Source organism: Tolypothrix sp. FACHB-123 (genome assembly GCF_014697075.1).
In the GTDB taxonomy this organism is placed as follows: Bacteria; Cyanobacteriota; Cyanobacteriia; order Cyanobacteriales; family Nostocaceae; genus Aulosira.
The window spans coordinates 1-21,916 of the sequence record NZ_JACJRE010000092.1 but is presented as its reverse complement, the minus strand read 5'-3'; the positions used below and the strand labels follow the sequence as shown (position 1 = coordinate 21,916).

Sequence of the window (21,916 nt, the reverse complement as noted above, 5' to 3'; positions counted from 1 at the left end):
CGCTCGGCTTATGGATTTAGAAACTTTGAAAACTTCCGAATTAGATGCTTGTTAAACTGGCATTTTGATTGTTAGTTTAGCATAACAAGTACTAAAGAACCCGAAAATTTACTTAAAATAGAAAGTATTAAGAAATAGGCTGTTGAAATTAACTGGTAAAAATCGGAAGCTAATGAGTAACCAAATAAATCCATTGATTCAAGATAAAATCAAGAATTGGAAGGATAAACTTGCTGATTCCAGTAACAGCAATCCGCTACTTGACTTCCGCAAAAATAAAAAACCAGTAGTTGATATTCTTACAACCTCTTCACTTTTATATAAAAAGCTTGTAGAAGAAGAATCCAGTTCATATCCTGTGAGTGAACTCAGAACTAAGCAGACTGATTCAGACTTGGTGAAACTGCTAGATGAGCTTCTTCAAGGTGCAAAATCAAGCATCGAAGAGAAGGGTTTTAATAGTCTATTTTTAGTCCTTGGTACTTTGACATGGTTTGACCCCGAAAAACCCCAAGAAAAGTATGTTTCTCCAATCCTACTAGTTCCAATTAGGCTAGAAAAAAAGGGGAGAAAAGCCCCTGAATTTACACTTTACCCTACAGATGAGGATATTTCTGTTAACTTTATTTTAGTCAACAAGTTACACGATGAATTTAATATTACGCTGCCTGATAGCGATCGCGATCAACAATTGAGTTATGAGAGTTTTTTTGATGAGGTTCGTAGTGCGATCGCTAAACAACCTAACTGGAAAATAGAAGAAACCGCATATTTAACTTTGTTCCAGGATGCAAAAGCCGCAATGATTCGAGATTTAGAACAAAATCAGGACAAAATAGCTAATCATCCCATACTGCAAAGGCTAGCTGTAAAAGGAATACCTGATAATATTGATCGGCACAATATTCTTCAAGAAAAAGAACTTGATCAAATCAATCCCTCGTTGATTTATCAAATATGCGATGCAGACTCCAGCCAGCAAGTAGTAATAGAAGCTGTAAAAAATGGAGTTAGCTGTGTAGTTCAGGGGCCTCCAGGTACAGGAAAAAGCCAAACAATTGTCAATATCATCGCTGAGTTAATTGGACAAAGGAAGAAAGTGCTTGTAGTTGCAGAGAAGCAAACTGCTCTAGAAGTTGTTTTTAAAAGGCTTAAAGAAAGTAAGTTAGAGGATGCTTGTCTAAATTTACACCACCAAGGAACAACAAAGACAAAAGATTTTCTTAATGAACTAGAACAAACTGCCACTCATCTTTTACAAAGGAATGAATCGCAGCAGCGAGATTGGGATATATTATTTAAACCTCTAAGTGACTGTCGGCAAATTCTCAATAATCATGTAGTAGGCTTACATAAACTTGAGCAACCATTAAATAAATCTGCTTTTGACCTCTATGGTGAAATACTCAAGCTGAACCGAGAAGAAATTCCTGACCTTAAGTTTCATCTATCTAATCTTCAAGATTGGTCAGAAATTAGATTGGATGAGGTAAAAAAATTACTAGAGAAACTTAGTCAATTTGAGGATTTTTTTCGAGAAAGACAAAAAACAATATGGTCAAGCAGTCCGCTACAATGTAAGTCTTGGTCGTCTAATCTTGAAAGAGATTTGATAACAAATCTTGACCATCTTGAAAATAGGGGAATTAAGGCTGCTCAAGATAGTGTAATTTCATTGAGACAACTGCTAAAAATAACAGAGGAACTGCAAACCTATTCCGATTTAGAGAAGTTACATCCAGCAGTAACTCATATTATAGAAGCTCCATCACGAGTTGAAAGTTGGTCAATTTCGACAGACTTATCTGAACTGCGAGATTTGTCTTATGATTTAGAAATAAATATTACAAAATACCAAGATATTAATTCTGAATTAAATAGGAATTATATTCGGGAATTTTTTAACATCAATTTTTCAGAAATTAGGAGACTTTTTTACAGAAAATTTACGGGTATTTTCTTCTTCCTTCAACCAGCTTATTGGCAATGGCGCAGAGCTAAGAGACGAGAATATAAACGCCTCATGAATCTTAGGCAAGATCAAAATCGGGTTTCAGAACAAGAAGTGATTGCAGATATTGAAAAAGCAATTGAGCGCCAGAACATTTTAAATATATTACAAGACGCACAAAACAAAGCTCGTCAAGCTTTTGGTTCTTCATTTAATGCAGAAATGACAGAGTTGGAAGAACTAAAGCGAGGTCTTGAATGGTTGGAAATACTTAATCAACAGCAGCAACTAGATAAAAATAAAGTAGCAGCAGTTATTGCCTCAAGAGAAAGTTATCACGAATTAAGAAGGCTATCAGAAAATTTGGAACCTTCTTTAAACCATATAAAAGAAGGTTTTCAATTTCTCAGAAAACACTTTCCTCAAGAACGCATGACAGCATCTGGTGAATTAGAAAAATCATCCTTAGATAAAGTTGAAAATTTCCGATACCAAGCTAGCAATGAACTTGCTTTACTCCAACAGTGGTTGGATTATCAGGAAATAATTCGTCAATTAGAAATTCTTGGAACCAAAGATTTTTTATCTAAGTTGCGTAATTCTAATATTCCACCAGATATGTGGTTTCCCGCTTTCAAAAAAGGCATTTATGATAATTTGCTACGGCAGATACATTCTGACAATTCAGAGTTGCGGAATTTTAATCATAAATTACATGAGAGGACAATAGCTGAATTTTCCGAAAAAGATAAACAACAGTATGAAGTTGCAATAAAACGTTTGAGACAACTTCATGCTGAATCTTGGCAAGAGTGGTCAACACAGCCGCAAGCATCTCAACAATTGGATTTACTAAAAAGAGAAAGAAAAAAGCTAACAAGACAACAAAAAATTCGTCAATTTATCAAACATGCTCCTCAACTTGTTACTACCCTCAAGCCTTGTTTGCTCATGAGTCCTTTAGCTGTTAGTCAATATGTAGATCCCGATGCAGTTGAGTTCGATGTTGTTATCTTTGACGAAGCTTCCCAAGTTCGTACTGAAGATGCAGTATCTTCTATAATGCGAGCAAAACAGCTAATTGTTGTCGGAGATGACCAGCAGTTACCACCAACCTCTTACTTCAAAAGTACAGCCTCTAATAATGACAATGAAGAAGAAGAAATTTATGAAAATTTGCTCGATGAATGTTCCAGTTTATCAATTATGAAAACCCGGACTTTGAGTTGGCATTATCGTAGCCAAGATGAAAACTTGATTTCCTTTTCCAACCGAAAATTTTACAATTCAAAACTCATTTCTTTCCCCAATCCTGTAAAAGATATTAGTCGAGGCGTACATTTTCATTACGTTGAAGACGGAATATACGATCGTGGTGGTCGCGGAGATAATATCCGTGAAGCGGAGGAAATTGCAAAACTGACAGTGCAGCATTTTCAGCAATACCCTCAGAAATCTTTGGGTATTATTACTTCAAGTAAACAACAGGCAAAAGCTATCCGCGAAAAACTCAATTTAATCAGTGTTCAGCATCCAGAAATAGAAGAATTTTGTCAAGATAACTCAGGTACTTTCTTGATCAAACCAATCGATGAAGTTCAAGGTGATGAACGAGATGTGATTTTTTTCAGCTTTGGCTTTGGTTTTGATAACGAAAAACGCGATAAATTAAATCACTCCTTTGGTTACCTTAGTAAAATTCAACAGGATTTAGGAAGAAGAAGATTAAACGTTGCAATAACTCGCGCTAAATGTAAATTTGTTTTAGTCGCCTCAATTAAAGCAGAAAATTTTGAGGCAGAAAAAAGTCCACAAGCTGCATTGCTTAAAGAGTATTTTGCATACACTCAAAGTGGCGGTCAAAAACTAGATGAAAAGCTTAATGATGAACTGGCTCATTCTGATTTACCCTTTGAAGAAGATATCTATCGGGTTTTAACAGAAAGGGGATATACAGTTAAGAAACGGGTGGGTCGTTCAGCTTACCCAATTGACCTAGCTGTGATAGATAACCGAAAGCCAGAAATAGAGGAATATCTTTTAGGCATTATGTGTGATGGAGGAACTTATCATAAATATCCCACAGCACGAGATCGTGATCGTCTCCGCCAAGAAGTTCTACAAAAATTAGGCTGGCGCATTTACAGAATTTGGTCTCGTGAGTGGAATCGGGATAGGGACAGCCAAATAAATAAGCTAATAGATAATATAGAGCATCTCCGCAATCAGAAATAAGCACAGTTACTTGTGTAGTTATCCAAACAGGGATTTGAATAAGATGTGGATTGTCTATGGTAGTAGAACTAATTGAAGAACTGTTAAACAAAATTCAACAATTGCAAATAATAATGATTGCAGTTTCTACGGGAGAATTGAAACTTCATCACAAACAGAAAGAATATACAGAAATTTACAATAATATTGCTGAACTTATAGAAGCTCTTGAAGAAGAAGGGGTCAATATAGGCAATCCTAATAAATTTAAATCTCTTTCCAATTGGCGTGATTACTGGTCAAGTTTAAAAAGTGGATACGCTTCAAAAGCAGGATATATTCATGACCTCTACGCCAGCGTTTTCAAACAAGTTGAAATTATTTCATGCCAGTATTATATCAAAGATAAATCTCAGCAAGAGTTAGTTGATGAGTGGCAAATATCACAATTTGAAAATCTGATAGCAAATATTAAACAGTTAAAGTTAATCATGCTTTCAGTAGCTACTCAAGGACAGCCTATTGAGCTAGTCAAGTCTGAAGATGATGGTTATAAAAAGATTTATCAGGAGGTTGCATTACAAATAAGCATCCTTATAGAAATAGGTATACCTGCTCCAAACCCCAATCCATTTCAGTCTCTTTGGCAATGGTATAATTACTGGTCATTTGAGTTAGCTAATTTAAAAGCTGTACGGGAAGAATATATCGATAATCTCTATGAAAGTCTACTTGAAACAATTGAAAAAGCCTTAAAGAAACACTGCCGCCAAAAAACTTCATTAGAAGAGTTTATTCAGGATTTGAAGCATCGATTTCATCAGCAGATATGCCTGCAAACAATTGCACCGACAATATTAACTTCAGAATTGAGCAGCGCATCGCAAGAATCTACTAACGATATAGAAGATTACCAACAGAAACAAGCACCAGAAAAGACTAATATTTTATTCTCTATTAACAGCAGTCCATCTCTTGATGATTCATTATTGAAACCTACAAATTCTTCTTTAACTTGGACAGATGAAAATATCATGAATCCGGAAATATTTTTAGATCAGAAAGATATCACACCACTAATTCTAGCGCTAAATCACTTTGCTTTAAAGGTTAGTGTAGCTAGTGATCGCCTAAATATTCTGGAAAGCGCTGGTATTGATTCTGCGTTTTTAAGTAATTTAAAATTTGACGCTCAACCTAATACATTTGCTCAGGCACTAGTTTCAGGATTTAAAAATTATCAAATATCTCAAAAAAACTTTAAGTATCATCCATTGGTCAATTTACTTGAGCTTCTACGGGATTTAGCATCCATTTATGGATTAAAAGACCAAGATTTAGAATTATTCAATCGGTTAGTCGAACAAGGTCAGGAAAACTTCAAAGCGTTAGCTGCTCGTAACACAGTTGGCAGAATCGAATCGCCTATAGGAAATCCTATAGGCACAGGAGTATTTATTACAAAAGATTTCTTACTAACTTGTAATCATATTTTCAGCAAGAGCCAAGTGCAAAAAGCATGGGTACGTCTTGGTTACAAAGCTGGAAGTTACCAATCCGACAAAGATGTATTGGAATTAGATGTTATTACTAATAATCGTCACTTTGATTATGCTCTACTTAAAATCAAGGCTCAAATACAACAAAAAACTATTTATATTAATGAAAGTTCTATCTTAGATAGTGGTCAAGATATTCGCATCATCCATCATCCACAGGGTAATCATGTGATAATTTCCGACTTGGGACAAATTATACAAGTAGCAGAAGAATATATTGATCATAATCTCAAAACTGATGACGGCTCCTCTGGGGCACCAATTTTTAATCGCCAATGGGAATTGATTGCAATTCATAAAGGAAATCCCGGTATAGAACGTTCTGTGAATCCAGGTTCAACAGGAGGTATTCCCATTCGCGCTATTTGGACTCAAATTTCACCGCATTTAGCTTGATGTGACAGAGGAATAATTTTATGGACTTTTTCCAGAGGTTATCTGAAACTTTCAGTCATGAGGCTCCAAAATATAAAACCCTTTTTCTACCGAAACATCGAGTTGATATAGACTACGATGAAAAACCCATTTTTGCAGGTGAAGCCTATTGTCGTATCTGGCTAGTAGAGATGCGTTTGGCTAAAGATGTGGAATGGTTTAAGCAACGATATCCAGTAGTTCATGCAGCTGTCCGCTTTAATCATGGTGGTGAATCCGTAACAATTCCCTATCTAGCTGCACCTGGACAATTAGAAAAATCAATATCAGATAATCTGGATAAAGTTATTCAATGCAACTATCCTCTGACATCCTTATTTCCTTTTAATAATGGATTAGTAGAGTTACAAGCAGGCTTATTTAGCATATCTACGAATGACTCCATCGGTAAATTTATTAAGACGATGGGTAGATTTTCTGAGTTGTTACCTGTGCCGGAACTTTCAAGTGTTATAAAGCTAGCAGAACCAATATATCGGGGTATTGAAGATTTACTCGACATTGGCGAGCGTCGTTTAGAACTAGGCTACCAACAAACATTTTCTGAAGCTAATGGAGGTGGTAGTAATTCCCTTAAAGCGGGTTATTTTGCTGCAATTTTGGCGCAGGATAACAAGATAAATAACGATAATCTTTGTATTGTAAATGATAGCCTCTGTGTTGTTTCACCTGGAGTAACGAAAACTTTTGTGCGTGACGGTAAACCCCTAGAAGGCTATAGTTATATGCTATTTCGTATAGAAAAGCGCACTGCTCAAGATTGGGAGTCATTAACCACCATTAAAGAACTGGTTGATAAAGCTCAAGAGGCTATATTTTCTGGAAAATATGAAGTGGTCAAAACAATACTTTTACCAGATATTAAAACAGCAATTTACCGCAGTGCTGATGTGACAAAAGCTGACCGCCCTAATATGGTATATAAGATTCAAGAACATTTACGCGAGTTAGGCTTACAAGCGACGAAAGTGCAAAAGCGATCGCTTTATTCAATTATGCAGCGTCCATTACCGGCATCCGATCCAGCGACAGAAGCTGAATTGGCAGTTTTAGAACAACTTTTTCAGCAAAATCGCCAGTAAACTAGCTGATATATTTCTTGTGTGGGAGTGTTTAGTTGCATGGGTGCAGAGTAATTAGAGCATAAAAGAAAGGGAAGATAAGAGTTGGGGGAAAAGAAGATTTTCTTCCTTTTCCCACTTCTTACTCTCTAATCACTATTAAATATGAATTCCACATTCAGTTTTGCCGGTTCCGCGCCAACGTCCAGCGCGTTCGTCTTCACCGTCAGCAACTCTGGTGGTGATGGGTTCATCGCCAATGCTGGGATAACCTTGGTCGTGCAAGGGGTTGTAAATTACTCCATGTTCAGCTACGTAAGCCCAGCTATCTTTGCGTGTCCAGTTAGCTAAGGGATTGACTTTCAAGCGACCTTGGCTATCTAGTTCTACGAAGGGCATGTTAGCACGGGTAACTGCTTGGTCGCGACGACGACCGGTAATCCAAGCGACGGTATTCAGTTCGTCTAAACCCCTCATCAATGGTTCAATTTTGGTAACGTGATGGAATTGGGTAATATCTTTGTCCCAAAGTGCTTCGCCGTATTTAGCAATAAAGGCTTCGCGGCTATCTAAGTCTGGAGTTTTGTAGGTTTGCAAATCCAGGTTATAGATTTCTTTGGTTTTAGCAACTAGTTCTAAGGTTTGGGGGAAGTGGAATAAGGTATCGAGGAAGATTACTGGGACTGGATGCTTCAGTTCAGTGTAAAGAATATGGGTAATTATCATGTCATCCACGTTAAAGGCGCTGGTTTGCACCAGTCCTGTGGGGATATTTTCTATAGACCAGGCCAGTATCTCTTTCGGAGTGGCAGTTTCAAATTGTTGATTTAACTGCTCTAAGTTAAATTCGCTTGTTTGGGTAGAGATCGTGGAAGCTGTCATGATAATTTTCTAGCTAAATAATTCTTGAACTTCAACAAAATTTATTTTATCCCATTAAGGTACACAAAAAGGCACATAAACCGCTAGGGAATGAGGGATTATTATTTTCGGTAACTAGTAGTAGTTTATACTCAATAACTATCTATCTGCTGAATGTCATCAAATCTGGATGTAGAAAGTTAAGCCAATTCTGCCTGGTGACTAAATTTCAGCAATTGAGCAAAGTTTGAAATAAGTAATTACTACAGTATTTACTAAGAAACTTTACGTAATCTTAACTTTTACCGTATTTATATGGATATAAAATACCATCCTGATATTCTTAAGGAATCCTTAACTTGCAGGGATCAAAAAAAAATGAACGATTCAAAAGCTTCTGGTTCTTTGGGTGTATCTCTACTTATGGGCGCTTTGATCATGTTGACAAGCGCTAGCATCATCACAATCATGAATGCATTTTAAATAAAACTAGCAATTTTTTAGCAAATAAAATTTTTCAGCCTTTCTGTCATATCGCGGAAGGGCTTTAAAATTTGGTAATTGGTCATATGTGATGAGTAATATATTGTCAATGAATTGACAAAAATCGGTGGTTTCTGAATTCGATGAATTACTATTTTGATGAGGAATGTATCCCCGCTATGTAAGGGTTTAGTAATGCTAAACCCTTACGATATTGTCAGCCAAAATCATACCTTTATTTAAAAATGCAATTGTCAACTGTCTTTTGTGAACTCAGGCGCGCGGATTTCTACTTGGTCAGAGAAGATATTTCTCATTTCCGAATTGTCTGATTGTTCGGCAATTTTCATGGCGACCACATCTTGGTAAGAAAAATTGCGTAAAGATAACATCATGGAGTTGATGCGCTCGGCTTGCAGTTTCATTGTTAACAGAATTTTCGGTAACTTATGAATGAGAAAATCCAAATTAATTGCTTCTGCGTGATAGTGAATTTCACCGTTGGGATGAGGATAGTTCAACTGATACAGGCGCAAAAGTTCGAGTAATTTTTGGATGCTGTCACCGATATCGGAAAGATGAGAGGAGATAAAGTTAACAGGGTTTTGGATTTGATGCGCGACACCCAAAGCCCACAGTCCAACGCTGGACATTTTTTCACTTTTAATTAGTTGTGCTTGGGTTTTTTGAATTTGCTCAAGAGCTTGCGCTAGCTGTTGTGCTTTTTCTGTGGCGCTGGATTCCGCAGCGCGACTGGTTTCGTATAGTTGTGCGTGCTGAATAGTTAGCACCGCCTCATCAGCTACATTTTGCAACAAATCAATTTCTTCATCTTGCCAATTTCTCGGTGCAAAACATTCATGGGCGATGATTAAACCCCATAAGCGATCGCCCATTTTTAGGGGTACGATTAAATTGGCGCGAATTTGGAGACTGAGTAAAAAGTCTCGATGGCAAGGTGTCAAATCTGCTGATAATGTATTGTTGATTGCCCTAACTCTACCGCGCAAGTAAAGTCGGGCTGATTCTTCGGGAAAACATTCCAATGGTGTTTTCATCCCTAAAATCGGACGCAAGTTACTGTCTGCATCTTCAAAAACTACTTCGCCTTCGCAGTTATTAAGCAGTTTATAAATCAATACTCGGTCTGTTTGCAGCAGTTTGCGCACTTCTTGCACGAGAGTTTGCAAGGTGATTTTATAGTCAAGATTGCTGCGGATTTGATCGGAAACTTGCTTAATGACTCTGGTGATATCTAAGGATTTTTGTAGTTGGGCTGTGCGCTGTGCTACTAATTGTTCTAAATTAGCATTCAGTGTTTCTACTTGGTGATACATTTGCTGTTGCTGAATGGCGATCGCAAATTGATCGGCTATGGCGCTTCCTAAGGAAATTTCTTCTGGCTTCCACTCAGGCGCTTGTCCTTTTTTCTCCTCTAGCCAAGCTGCAAATGACAGCCGAGGTAGTCTTTGTCTCTCATTAGTATCCCATTCCCCCGCCCACAAAATTTCCCGATCGCATTCCGGGCGAAAAATGGTTAAAACTCCCATAAAACTTTGACGGTAGTTTAGGGGAATTATTAACATCCCCCTAATTTTAGTTGATTGAAATAGGGGTGCTAGCTCTAACCAATTGCGTTCTTTATGCAGATCGGTAATTGCCCATATGTTACCGATTTTGCATTCAGCCATCCAGTCTTGCCATAGGGGATGCTGTTCTATGAGAGTATTTGCTTGTGCTTGTGGTATTGTTGGTTGTTCGCCCCAAGTATATAATTCAGCACCATCATCTATGTAAAGTCTTCCTCCGTTACCGCCAAAAGCAGCAATAGTAGCTTCTAGTGCTGTCTGACATTGAATAGTAGGTAAGGAATGTAACAGGGTGGTGACTTGATTAACGATCGCTTCTTGCTGCTTTTCTGCACGGACTTGCTTGAGGAGATCGCTTTGGGCGATCGCCACTGCTAGTTGATCGGCTGCTTGCTGGACTAATTGCAATTCCCTTTTTTCAACGGTTCTTGGTTGACTGTGGTGTGATACCAACAATCCCCACAGTTTGGGTTTTGCTAATTGGTCTTTGGGGTCGTGGTGTATAATGGGCACGACTAAGGAAGACTGCACCCCCATTGCCGTCAGGTAATCAATATGGCATTGGTCTACTGTACGATAGTAGAGATTTTCACTACTCAGAGATTTGCCAGTATCCGGACTATCTAGTGGTGATAGTCCAATCCGCCCATTGGCTACATTGACAATTGAACGTTGTCGCGCCCGCAGAAACATATCTCGCGCTTCTTGAGGAATGTCTGTAGCGGGAAAGTGTAACCCCACCAGCGATGGTAGTTGTTGTTGATGTATAGATTCAGCAACGACTTCTCCACTACCATCGCTGTCAAATCGATAGACCATCACCCGATCTGTCTGCAAAAATGACCGAATTTCCGTGACGCTGGTTTTTAATATCTCTTTAAGTTCGAGAGATTGCCTAATTCTGCTTGTTATGCGGTGTAACAAACTTTCTTCAGCAATTCTTGTATCTAAATCATATGGATAGTCAGGATGAATCATTCGGTATTTATACCTTGATTTGAAGTATTAAAAGGTAGATGCACCGAAACCTGGATGACTGGTAAAGCTGTTGAATCTCTTCAATTGAAATTAAATACTTACGTATTTGCACACATTATAAAATTTTATAGTCATTTACCGCTAGGGTTAATTAGTAAGATATATATCAAAAATATAGTTGAATCTGCTCATGTGGAAAGTGTGTTAACTTGAGAAGTCTTAGCAGCAAACGTCATGTAGGCAGTGCATGAATTTCATCAATGAGCAAAATAGAAAATTGTTATCGTTTGCTAAGGTAGCTCGGTGTCATTTGTAATTGCTTTAGTTGCATTAAGCAAAAATTAATTCGCTTTCACAGAAGAGGTAGGGGGTAGGGAGCAGAGGAAGCAGAAGAGAAATAACTATGCCCAATGCCCAATGCCCAATGCCCAATGCCCTAATTTAAAATAAGTGCGTGATTTACCGAAATGAGTAGGTGTTAAGGCATTTCATCTGCGGAAAACACCAAAATGAGTGCGTGATTTACCGAAATGAGTAAGTGTTAAGGCTTAACGAGAAGGTGAAATGGTATTTCATCTGCGGAAAACACCGAAATGAGTGCGTGATTTACCAAAATGAGTAAGTGTTAAGGCTTAACGAGAAGGTGAAATGGTATTTCATCTGCGGAAAACACCAAAATGAGAACTTGTTAAGGCTTAACAAGAAGGTGAAATGGCTTTTTGCTTACTAAAAACCTGTAAATGAGTACTTGTTCCTCTTCTTTGACGGTGATGGAGCGACTATCCCTAACACTTGTTAAAAGATTCGATTTCTCGCCACCTTTGATGATTTTTGTGAGAAATTGGGAGTGCAACTCAGGATGACAGCAAATGCGATTAATTTTGTATAGCAAACCGGGATGTCATTTATGTGAAGGTTTGCAAGAAAAGCTAGAAAAAATTGAAAATCTCACCTTTGAGTTAGAAATTCGCGATATTAATACGCGAGAGGATTGGTTTTTGGCATATCAGTATGAAATACCCGTATTATATCTATCCAATCCCCAAGGTGAAGATGTGCGCGAGCAACCTTTACCCCGTCCTTCGCCCCGTGCTAGCGTGCAGCAGTTAGAGCAAATGCTGCGTAAGTATTTCCCCAATGATTAAAATAATGCAGAATAAGCGCAAGAAAAGCGTGTGGCGAGGTTCACAAAATGAAACTGCGGGAATTACTAGCAGCGATAGACTCTGTAGAGCAATTACCTAACCATCCAGCTTTGGCGGATGTAGAAGTACAAGGCTTAAAGACAAATTCCCATGCTTGTGGGGTGGGGGATTTGTTTATTGGGATGCCAGGAACTAGGGTAGATGGTGGGGAATTTTGGCCAAGTGCGATCGCATCGGGTGCAGTAGCAGCGGTTGTTTCTCCCCAAGCTGTAGAAAAAAATCCGCCTAATAATCAGGCTGTTGTCATTAGTGCTCATGATATGACTCAAGCCTGTGCCCAATTAGCCGGTGCTTTTTATGATTATCCGGGAAAAAAACTGAAATTAGTCGGTGTTACTGGTACTAATGGCAAAACCACAACTACCCACCTGATTGAATTTCTTTTAGGTAAAGCCAATCTTCCCACTGCTTTGATGGGAACTCTTTACACGCGCTGGCCTGGTTTTAGCGAAACTGCTGTGCATACTACGCCCTTTGCGGTGGAATTGCAACAACAGCTAGCCCAAGCTGTGGATGCTGGGTGTGAGTATGGCGTGATGGAAGTTAGTTCCCATGCTTTAGCCCAAGGTAGAGTATTAGGTTGTGAGTTTGAGGTGGGAGTATTTAGCAATCTCACCCAAGATCACTTGGATTATCACCGGGATATGGAAGATTATTTTGGGGCGAAAGCATTATTGTTTAGTCCCAATTATCTTAAAGGTCGGGCGATAATTAATGCTGATGACTCCTACGGTCAAAGATTAATTGCTTCCTTGAGTCCAGATAAAGTTTGGAGTTACAGTGTTAGCGATCGCGCTGATTTTTGGATGAGCGATCTCAATTATGAGCCGAATGGTGTGAGTGGTACATTACACACACCCAAGGGAGATGTAGCTTTCCGTTCGCCTTTAGTAGGTCAATATAATTTAGAAAATCTCTTAGCAGCCGTCGCCGCAGTTTTACACTTAGGTTTAGATTTGCAGCTAATTGCCGCTAGCATACCGGAATTTCCTGGTGTACCGGGAAGAATGGAACGGGTACAGGTGACTGACAACCAAGATATCAGTGTCATTGTGGATTATGCCCACACGCCAGATAGTTTGGAGAATTTACTCAAAGCAGCGCGTCCATTTATCCCCGGTAAGATGATTTGCGTATTTGGTTGTGGAGGCGATCGCGATCGCACTAAGCGCCCAAAAATGGGAAAAATCGCGGCGGAATTAGCCGATGTGGCGGTGGTAACTTCAGATAATCCCCGCACTGAAGACCCCGAAAGGATTTTACAAGATATTTTGGCGGGTATTCCCGAAACGCTAAATCCCACCGTAATTAGCGATCGCGCTACCGCTATTGAAACGGCAATTTTACAAGCCCAACCGGGAGATGGGGTGTTACTTGCTGGCAAAGGTCACGAAGATTACCAAATTCTCGGTACAGAAAAAATTCACTTTGATGACCGAGAACAAGCAAGAGCCGCTTTACAAACCAGGCTAAAAATCTAAAATCGATGGTGGGCATTGCCCACCATCCGGTGATTAAGAATGTTGCAATATTTGAGCCTAGAGACTTTATTAATGAAAAAATAATTTCCAGCAGAGTGTAAAGATATCAATAAACTTCAATCGTCAATTGTTAATTCTAAATTTATTTCCACTAAGCGATGCTTGCAGCATCATCAGGTAGATGATACACTCCATTAGTTTTATATTTCATATTCCAGAATTGATAATTAATATTAATTTTCTTAGCTTTCTGGTAAACAAACTAAACATCAGGGTGAAAAGCTAAAGACAGAATGATCTTTTCCTCTCTCCTTCTCTATCCCTCCTGGTTGTGCTTGACTCATGAATGATTCTCTGGCTCAGGATCTGTCGATTTATCAGTTGGCTTTGTCAATGCAAGCGCCTCCTCCACCATTACCCCTTAGTCCTGCTACTGTGCTATCACTATTGAGGTCACAAATCGACCTCTTGATTGAGCAGAAAATTGTCGCGACTTTATGGGTGAAGCTACCCCCAGGAAAAATTTGGCAAGCAGAATTATTGCGTTATCAGTCCGCAATCGATCAATCTATTGTCATTTACCATTGTCAGCTAGAAGAACGGCGCAGAAATGACGCAAAAGCGATCGCACATTTTAACTCATCACCGGAAAAGTTGGTGGTTAAGTTATTACCAAATAGATATTTACAAAGGGAATATTTCTTTATAGTCTTGTCGCCAGAGTTTTGCAGTTTAATTTTGGCTCATCGCCCACTCAAAAGACGTAAAACTCCAATCCATAAGAAGAGAAATCAAAAAACTCTGTCTTTAGTCGCCATGACTACTGTTGAAGGTAGGGTAATTCAGCGAGTGCTAGATGGTATTAAACAAGCGATAACACCAGAATCAGCAGCTATCGTCCCGGTTGATTCTATTTTTCCTCATTTACCTGAATCTATGCTGATCAATCAGCTGTTAGTCAAACAAGTCCAGCGACAAAATGAAATTAATCAACAATTGATGACAAAGCGGCTCACTAAGTTGCAGCAGCAAAATCAAAAACTGGCGAACAAAGGACAAACCAAGAATGAATACTTAAGCAATGCTTGTCAGGAGTTGCGGACTCCCCTCACCCACATGAAAACAGCACTGTCGTTATTAAATTCGCCAACGCTCAAACCGCCCCAACGACAACGTTATTTACAAATGTTAAATAACCAGTGCGATCGCCAAAATTCTTTAATTAACGGTTTATTGGATTTAGTACATCTAGAACGCAATTTGCAAGAGTCACCCTTAGAACCTGTATTTTTAGCCGATTTGGTTCCAGGGATAGTTAGTACTTATCAGCCAGTAGCCCAAGAAAAAGGAATTATGCTAGCCTACACCATACCCACTGACCTACCATCTGTGTGGTGTATCAATGGTGGATTGAAGCTGATTGTGATTAATTTATTACATAACAGTATAAAATTTACACCCAATGGCGGACAGGTGTGGGTGCGATCGCGCGTCAATGGCGATTATGTACAGCTAGAAGTTCGCGACACAGGTATTGGGATTGGGGAAACAGATATTACGAAAATCTTTGACAGCTTTTACCGCGTGCGTTCCATGACAATGGATGAATCTAGCGGCCCTGGATTGGGGCTAACAGTGGTACAACAGTTACTTTGGCGTTGTGGTGGTTTTATTAATGTTAGAAGTAAGCCTAATGAAGGTACGACTTTTATTGTTAATTTACCGCGGGTGCGCGATCGCTAAACTTCACCACTGTTTAGCATTGACTTGAGCATTGACTTCCAAGGGTAAGAAAATAGTCAACACTTCCCCATATTGCGGACGCTGGCGCACAATCAACTTACCACCAATAGCTTGAAATAAATGCTTAGTCGCCGCAATGTTGAGACTAATTGTACCGGTTTCCGGCTGGAACATCAGCAATTGACCCAAAGCTTTGCGAATCGGCGGAGTTGGTGTAGTAGCTTTATTGTGATCTATACATTGGGGCTGAGGTGATAATTGTAACTTCAATTGATCGCCCGCCGGAATCACATGTACTTGAATATGGCTACCAGCAGGTAAGCTGCGGGTAAAATTGTCAATTAAATTAGTCAGTACCCGGTCTAACATTGTCGGATTACTTACCACCGTTGGTAGTTGTTGGGGTAAAACCACATCCAAAGTTAAATCGCGGCGATTTGCAGCTTGTTGCCAACGGGGAATACTCTGCTGCAAAACTTGATCGAGAGACATTGCTGTTAGTTGGGTGTGCGCAGATTTTGCGGAGTTAGATGTTTCTAATTCTGCGGCGTTAAATAGCAACTCCATGCGATCGATTTGCTCGGTACATTCGCGATCGATAACTTCCAAACGAGCGATCGCATTAGCAGGTAAATCTCGTCGTTTCAGCAGTAAGCGAGTCATAGTGCGAATAGTCGTCAACGGAGTCCGCACTTCATGGGCAAAAGCCTGGAGTAATTCCACATCTGGGCGGGAAGTAGGAGTTGCAGGCGTGGAAACAGGCGCAACCGCAGGAATACTTTCCTTATCTGGTTCTGGCGCTACTTGCAGCAACAACTGGCTAAACTGCATCACAGTGCGGTAATCTGGAGCCGCTGGCGCATACTTTTTCACTAACGCATCCAAATCAGCAAAATAATCGGGATTAGTCAGCATGACTCGCGCCCCTAAAGCACGCCAAGCCTGTTCCACCACCTCTGGCTCAAAGGAAAATAAAAACGATGTTTGGCTATTATGTTCTGCTAAAATCAGTACTAATCTAAATTTATCTGTAAAAACTAAGCAAAATTTCTCTTTACCTAAAGGATCGGCAGGGAGTAAAGGCAGAACTGATTCATGGGGAGTAACCTCATCAGCACTTTCCGTAGCTGTAGGCATTTCAAAAGGCATCAACGCCAACGGGTTGAATGGTTTGGCTGTGAAGGTTACAGTCTGCAAGCTTTGAGTTAGTGATGCTAGGCTAAACAAGGGTGCTGGTGCAGCTAAAACTAATCCTTGATTAGCATCAGCTGTCGCCGTTGCTAAAGTATTGATAAGCAATTGTTCAGTTGCTGCTAGGCTAATACGCCACTGCCACTCTGCTTTTGCTGGCGAACATTCAGCCACGGTTGACTGATTTTCAGCTAAAATCTCCCTCAGACTTGGCAATATCCATTCGTACACAGGTTTTCACCCCTAGATTCAAAGCAGCTTACAACAACTAAGTAAGGCAATTTCACTACCTACTTACGAGGTTATAGTCATTTGTGTGCTAGCGACAGTCGTATAACCGAACAATATAGCCGCAATTCCCCTGCGATCGCGAAAATGAAACTTTTGGGGGTTGACGGTTGATGGTTAACTGTTGTGAAGGCGGGTTCACAGATATCCTCGTGGATCAACAATGATCTAAATAAACCCGCCCCTACAGACTGTTGCCCAATGCCCAATGACGCCAGTTCGCTCAAGTCGGGAAACCCGCCCACGCGACTGGCTCCCCAATGCCCAATGCCCAATGCCCAATTATTAAATTTTGCGCGATGATGTGCAAGTTTTATTTAAACCTGTTAGAATCTATTTTCTGTTGAGAAGACTGAAATAGACTAGCTTGAAAAAACTACTTAGTGGCTGCTTTCAGCTAATAAGAAATTATCAAGTTTTGCCACAGTCTGACTCGTCAGTATACCTACTGAAATTAAACTGGTGCTTCTTAAATTGGCTGCAATATTCTAGCCTTCAGAAGTTACCTGAATTTCAAGTTTTAATCACCTGTGTGCTGATTTTCGCACTTGGTAATTTTAATTGTTTTTTAACATTTGCTCCTCTACATGACACACACATAAATGAATCGCTTCAAGTAATCATTTTGGAGATTGATATGAAAAAGCTCATCCCATTTTTAGTCAGCAGTATTCTTGTAGTTGGTGCTGTTGGTTGCCAAGATGCCAGCAAAAATGCTTCGGAAACTCCTAGCACCACCAATGAAGCTAGCCAACCAGCAAAAGAAGCATCAGCAAAAACTAAAACTACTGCTAAAAGCCCTATTCTCAGCAAATTAGAAGAAAAGATTCCTGGTAGCAAGTTAGTAGTGGCAGAAAAAGATGGTGTAGTTACAGTTACAGGAACAGTTCCTACTGAAGCTGACATCAAGAAAATTGAACCCTTAGTTAAAGAACAAAAAGGTGTCAAGACAGTGAAAGTAGAAGCCAAAGCTGCATCAACAAAAGCTAAATAACAGCATCAAGAATCTCCGATTCAACATTGAATCACTTTCAACAGGACTAGCTTAGTGTCAGTCCTGTTTTTTTATTGTTTATAAATAATGAAAATTGAAACAGTAATTAGAATTATATCGCCGAGGATTTTGGCTGCGGAATCACATTCTATGCATGGCTGTGTGCATTCCGCTGTTGCTATTACTGTTAAATATGGAATATGTCACGACAATAAGAAAAGTAAATACTAGCCAAAATGGCCAGACAGATTGGCTAGGCAGCTGTTTAATTAAATTTAGTTGATGAAATTAGTCAAAAAATATAGTAATCTCTAATCATTTTGGCGAAAAACCAGAGATAACAATCCTGATTTCACAGTAATTTCAGCTTTGATTTATTTTTAGATAGAATTTTTCCTATTTCAATTTTCTGCAATTAACTCTGGCTACAGTCTATCCCTGGAAGGAAGCGAATTAAAAATAAAAAATTATTATGGGCTATTAGCTTGGTGGGGATGAAGTTTTAGGATTTTGACTTTTATATATGCACTCTGAGTTTTAATACCGTCACATTAAGTGAGCGGTAGAACCTTAATTGCGACCAATATCAGGAGGGAATCAATCATGGCGTCTACCAATCTACCCGATTTATCTCTAGAAGACCAACAATTAGTTTTATCATTCGCAAATCAGTTAACTGATAAGTCTTCTCCAATTCAGCTTCAGTCTAACCAAGATATCAAAAAACTACTTCCCGAACCATTACCATCATCAGAAAAAATATCATTAACGGTTCAAAATGATTCAGGCTCAGTATTTACAAGTAGTTCCATAACCATAAATACAACTGCATCCAAATACCCTTATTTTCCCCCCTCATACCTAATTGAAGGTACTCCTAAGTCTGACTATCTGACTGATACTAGCAATAACGATTTAATTTTAGCCGGAAGCGGAAATGACTGGGCGATCGCCTGGCGTGGTGGTTCCGATATCATATACGGTGAAGCGGGAAATGATTTTCTCTATGCTGGTGCTGAAGATGACTATGTATATGGTGGTAACGGTAACGACAGCATACATGGTAGTGGGGGGAATGACTTTCTTTACGGTGATTCTACTTCCTATTCATATCAGGTATATATCAGAGAAAATACTGCTACAGATAGTGAAACATCTTTACTTAGTAGTTGGGGCGACGATCGCATTAATGGAGGCACTGGTAACGACTATATAGATGGTGGCGGTGGCAATGATAAAATTGATGGTAGTGATGGTGACGATACTATTGTCGGTAGTAATCAAAGATTAGTTTTGCGGTCTTTAGATACACCAAGTTTTGAGACAGTAGCTCAAGTAGCAAATATCAGGGATGCTGTAAGGGAAAAAGTTAATTTAACCGCAGAAAGATTCACCATAGATAATCTGAAACTTTCAACTGATTCTACAAAAATTACACCTGATATTGTCACTGACCAATCAATTGCTGAGAGCGATCGCGATACTCTGACCGGAGGTAACGGAGCAGATACATTTGTCTTCTACAATCAGGATAACGGAATTGATACGATCGCAGACTTTAATGCCGATGAAGGCGATCGCATTCAAGTTTCCCGTTCTGGTTTTGGTGATGGTCTTTTTTATCCGGTTGGGGGTGAATTTATTGATGACTCTGGTGAACTGACCAAAAATACTGTTAGCGGGCTGAGTCTCGGTCTGCTTAAACCAGAGCAATTCATTCTCGGTACATCAGCAGCTCATGCTAACGACCGATTTATTTATAACGATAAAACAGGCGATTTGTTCTTTGATATTGATGGTACTGGCAGTCAAAAGCAAGTACAGTTTGCTCAACTATCTGGTGCGCCAAATCTTACCTATCAAGACATTTTCATCATTTAATATTCACAGTTTGGATGTGAATTCCAGCTTACCAATTCCCCAGGCGATCGCAGAGGTTTTACTGAGTAAAAAATAATATCCAATTCATGAGTTGCTAGATCCCCGAATTCTTCAAGAATTCGGGGATCTAATCGCTAATTTCTGCCAACTAATAAGGCAAAGTACTAAGCAACCAAACTAAAATTGCTACTAGCCAGAGTAATATCAGGATTGCCTAAACGAGCAAATTCAAACACTTTGTCTGTACCTAAAAGATTGCCGTCCTGATTGTAGAATAGGCTACCACTACTTTGACTAAAGACAATCCGTGCATTACTAGCATTAACAAACTCATCATCAGTAACAACCGCAAAATCGCTTAAAGCTTGTCCTGCACTATTAGTTACAGCAGTAAAAGTAGCTTTACTCAGAACAATTAAGTCTTGTCCCGCTTCAAAGTTGCTAATGTAATCAACGCCTAAAGTACTAGTAAAGGCTCCACTACCTTGGAACAAATACTTATCTTTACCAGTTCCCCCAGTCAGAATATCATCGCCCAGTCCGCCCCAGAGGGTATCATCTCCGGCTAATCCTTGCAGTTGGTCGTTGCCACTACCGCCAGTGAGGTTATTATTTAAAGCATTACCTGTGAGACGGTCATTACCTGAACCACCTCTGGCATTTTCAATCACATTGTTGGCAGAGAGAATTAATTTGAGATTACTATTCACCGTTTGCGCTGTGGTAACACCCAAATTCACCCGCACACCTACAGTACTACCATTGAAATCAATGGTATCAATACCACCTGTAGCTGTTTCGGTAATAGTATCAGTCCCTAAAGCTGTATTAGCTACAAAAGCATAGGTGTCATTTCCTGTACCACCAGCTAAAGTATTATTGGCACTATTACCCTTGAGGATATTATTGCCAGCATTCCCTGTAGCATTAATGGCAGCTGTTCCTGTGAGGGTGAGGTTTTCTACATTAGTTGGCAATGTAGTAGTGACGGCAGCACTGAGGGTATCCGTGATAGTGGTGGTGACAGTACTGGTTGTACCCAGGCTCGCATTGGTAGGAGATGTCAGCTTCAGGGTAAAGGTTTCATCTGCTTCACTAATGGAATCATTGAGAATGGGGATATTGATCACCTTACTGGTTTGTCCTGGAGCAAAAGTCAGAGTTCCAGTAGTGCTTGTGTAGTCTGAACCTGCTGTAGCTGTACCGTTAGCAGTAGCATAGTTAACAGTGATAGTTTGGCTGCTAGCTTGGGAGAGACTAACGGTATATGCAGCGTTTTGCGGACTGATTAAGCCTTCAACTATTGTCTGGCTAGGATTAAGATTAATGGTGATACCAGAAGGATCGTCATTGGTAATCGTGCCGGTGACGGCTGTTGTCGTGCCGATGGTGTAACCTGTTCCTGTGGCGAGAGTTAAAGCGACGGTTTCATTAGCTTCAAAGGTGGTGTCTACAGTGGGGTTAACGGTGAGAGTGGCTGTACTTGCACCTGCTGCAAAGGTAATGGTTCCTGTGGTAGCTGTGAAACTGGCTGCACCGCTTTGGGTGTAGTCTGTGTTGAGGGTGGCTGTACCAGCAACGTTATAGTTAACAGTTAAAGCATTAGTTGTACTTCCAGTTCTGGTGAAGGTGTAAACCAAATTGGCTGTCCCATCTTCTAGAACGCTACTTGGAGATACAGCTAGGGTAATGCTAGAAGGGACATCTAGGGTGAGAGTTTGATCGGAAAACTGGATTCTTTCGAGATCGTATAGTTTATCGATGCCATCACGACCAGCCACTGAATCGGTAACTGTATAGACACCTCCACTACTAGTGACTTGATATTGGGCACGAGTACCTGAGTAAACAGCGATATCATTACCTGTGCCACCGTAGAGAGTATCATTGCCTGCACCCCCCTGTAAACGGTCATCACCTTGTTCACCAAACAGGACATCATTACCAGCTAAGGCGTTGATGGTATCATTACCTAAACCACCGAATAATTGATCGGGGGAAC

12 protein-coding genes are annotated in these 21,916 nt (G+C 39.7%); 8 read left to right on the top strand and 4 right to left on the bottom strand.

The window, feature by feature from the left end; all coding sequences use genetic code 11:
* Window positions 1-142 precede the first annotated feature (142 nt).
* The 3 genes from H6G41_RS31885 to H6G41_RS31875 are packed head-to-tail and all read left to right on the top strand — an operon-like array spanning window position 143 to window position 7,241.
* The gene (locus H6G41_RS31885) at window positions 143-4,186 is read left to right on the top strand and encodes a DUF4011 domain-containing protein (protein ID WP_374939450.1); all 4,044 of its coding nucleotides are present in this window, start codon (window positions 143-145) and stop codon (window positions 4,184-4,186) included.
* Window positions 4,187-4,242: 56 nt separating this feature from the next.
* Window positions 4,243-6,120 carry a trypsin-like peptidase domain-containing protein gene (locus tag H6G41_RS34740; protein ID WP_199316423.1) on the top strand — a complete coding sequence of 626 codons (1,878 nt, stop codon included), beginning with the start codon at window positions 4,243-4,245 and terminating at the stop codon, window positions 6,118-6,120.
* Between the two features lie 20 nt (window positions 6,121-6,140).
* The gene (locus H6G41_RS31875; RefSeq protein ID WP_190752111.1) at window positions 6,141-7,241 is read left to right on the top strand and encodes a hypothetical protein; all 1,101 of its coding nucleotides are present in this window, start codon (window positions 6,141-6,143) and stop codon (window positions 7,239-7,241) included.
* Window positions 7,242-7,379: 138 nt separating this feature from the next.
* On the opposite strand, the gene cysH is transcribed toward H6G41_RS31875, so the two are convergent.
* Entirely contained in the window at window positions 7,380-8,102 is a 723-nt protein-coding gene (cysH, locus tag H6G41_RS31870) for a phosphoadenosine phosphosulfate reductase (RefSeq protein WP_190752108.1), read from the bottom strand.
* 716 nt (window positions 8,103-8,818) lie between these two features.
* Window positions 8,819-11,131: a GAF domain-containing protein gene (locus tag H6G41_RS31865; RefSeq protein ID WP_190752106.1), complete on the bottom strand. Its 2,313-nt coding sequence runs from the start codon at window positions 11,129-11,131 to the stop codon at window positions 8,819-8,821.
* 869 nt (window positions 11,132-12,000) lie between these two features.
* On the opposite strand from H6G41_RS31865, the gene H6G41_RS31860 reads away from it, so the two are divergent.
* The 3 genes from H6G41_RS31860 to H6G41_RS31850 all read left to right on the top strand — a co-directional run bounded on the left by H6G41_RS31860 (window position 12,001) and on the right by H6G41_RS31850 (window position 15,560).
* Window positions 12,001-12,276, top strand: coding sequence for a glutaredoxin family protein (locus H6G41_RS31860; RefSeq protein WP_190752104.1), 276 nt, complete (start codon window positions 12,001-12,003; stop codon window positions 12,274-12,276).
* Window positions 12,277-12,323: 47 nt separating this feature from the next.
* Window positions 12,324-13,817: a UDP-N-acetylmuramoyl-L-alanyl-D-glutamate--2,6-diaminopimelate ligase gene (locus tag H6G41_RS31855; protein ID WP_190752102.1), complete on the top strand. Its 1,494-nt coding sequence runs from the start codon at window positions 12,324-12,326 to the stop codon at window positions 13,815-13,817.
* 342 nt (window positions 13,818-14,159) lie between these two features.
* Complete coding sequence (locus tag H6G41_RS31850) at window positions 14,160-15,560, top strand: DICT sensory domain-containing protein (RefSeq protein ID WP_190752100.1); 1,401 nt, start codon at window positions 14,160-14,162, stop codon at window positions 15,558-15,560.
* Window positions 15,561-15,563: 3 nt separating this feature from the next.
* On the opposite strand, the gene H6G41_RS31845 is transcribed toward H6G41_RS31850, so the two are convergent.
* Entirely contained in the window at window positions 15,564-16,982 is a 1,419-nt protein-coding gene (locus tag H6G41_RS31845) for a sensor histidine kinase KdpD (RefSeq protein WP_190752098.1), read from the bottom strand.
* A gap of 694 nt (window positions 16,983-17,676) precedes the next feature.
* Between H6G41_RS31845 and H6G41_RS31840 the strand changes: the two genes are divergently transcribed.
* Together H6G41_RS31840 and H6G41_RS31835 are read left to right on the top strand one after the other, a co-directional pair.
* Window positions 17,677-18,033 (top strand): BON domain-containing protein, encoded by a 357-nt coding sequence (locus H6G41_RS31840; protein ID WP_190752097.1) that lies wholly within the window; start codon window positions 17,677-17,679, stop codon window positions 18,031-18,033.
* Window positions 18,034-18,636: 603 nt separating this feature from the next.
* The gene (locus tag H6G41_RS31835) at window positions 18,637-19,914 is read left to right on the top strand and encodes a calcium-binding protein (RefSeq protein ID WP_190752096.1); all 1,278 of its coding nucleotides are present in this window, start codon (window positions 18,637-18,639) and stop codon (window positions 19,912-19,914) included.
* Between the two features lie 164 nt (window positions 19,915-20,078).
* Here H6G41_RS31835 and H6G41_RS31830 read toward each other — a convergent pair.
* A partial coding sequence (locus H6G41_RS31830; protein ID WP_190752095.1) for a Calx-beta domain-containing protein occupies window positions 20,079-21,916 on the bottom strand: 1,838 nt, incomplete at its 5' end.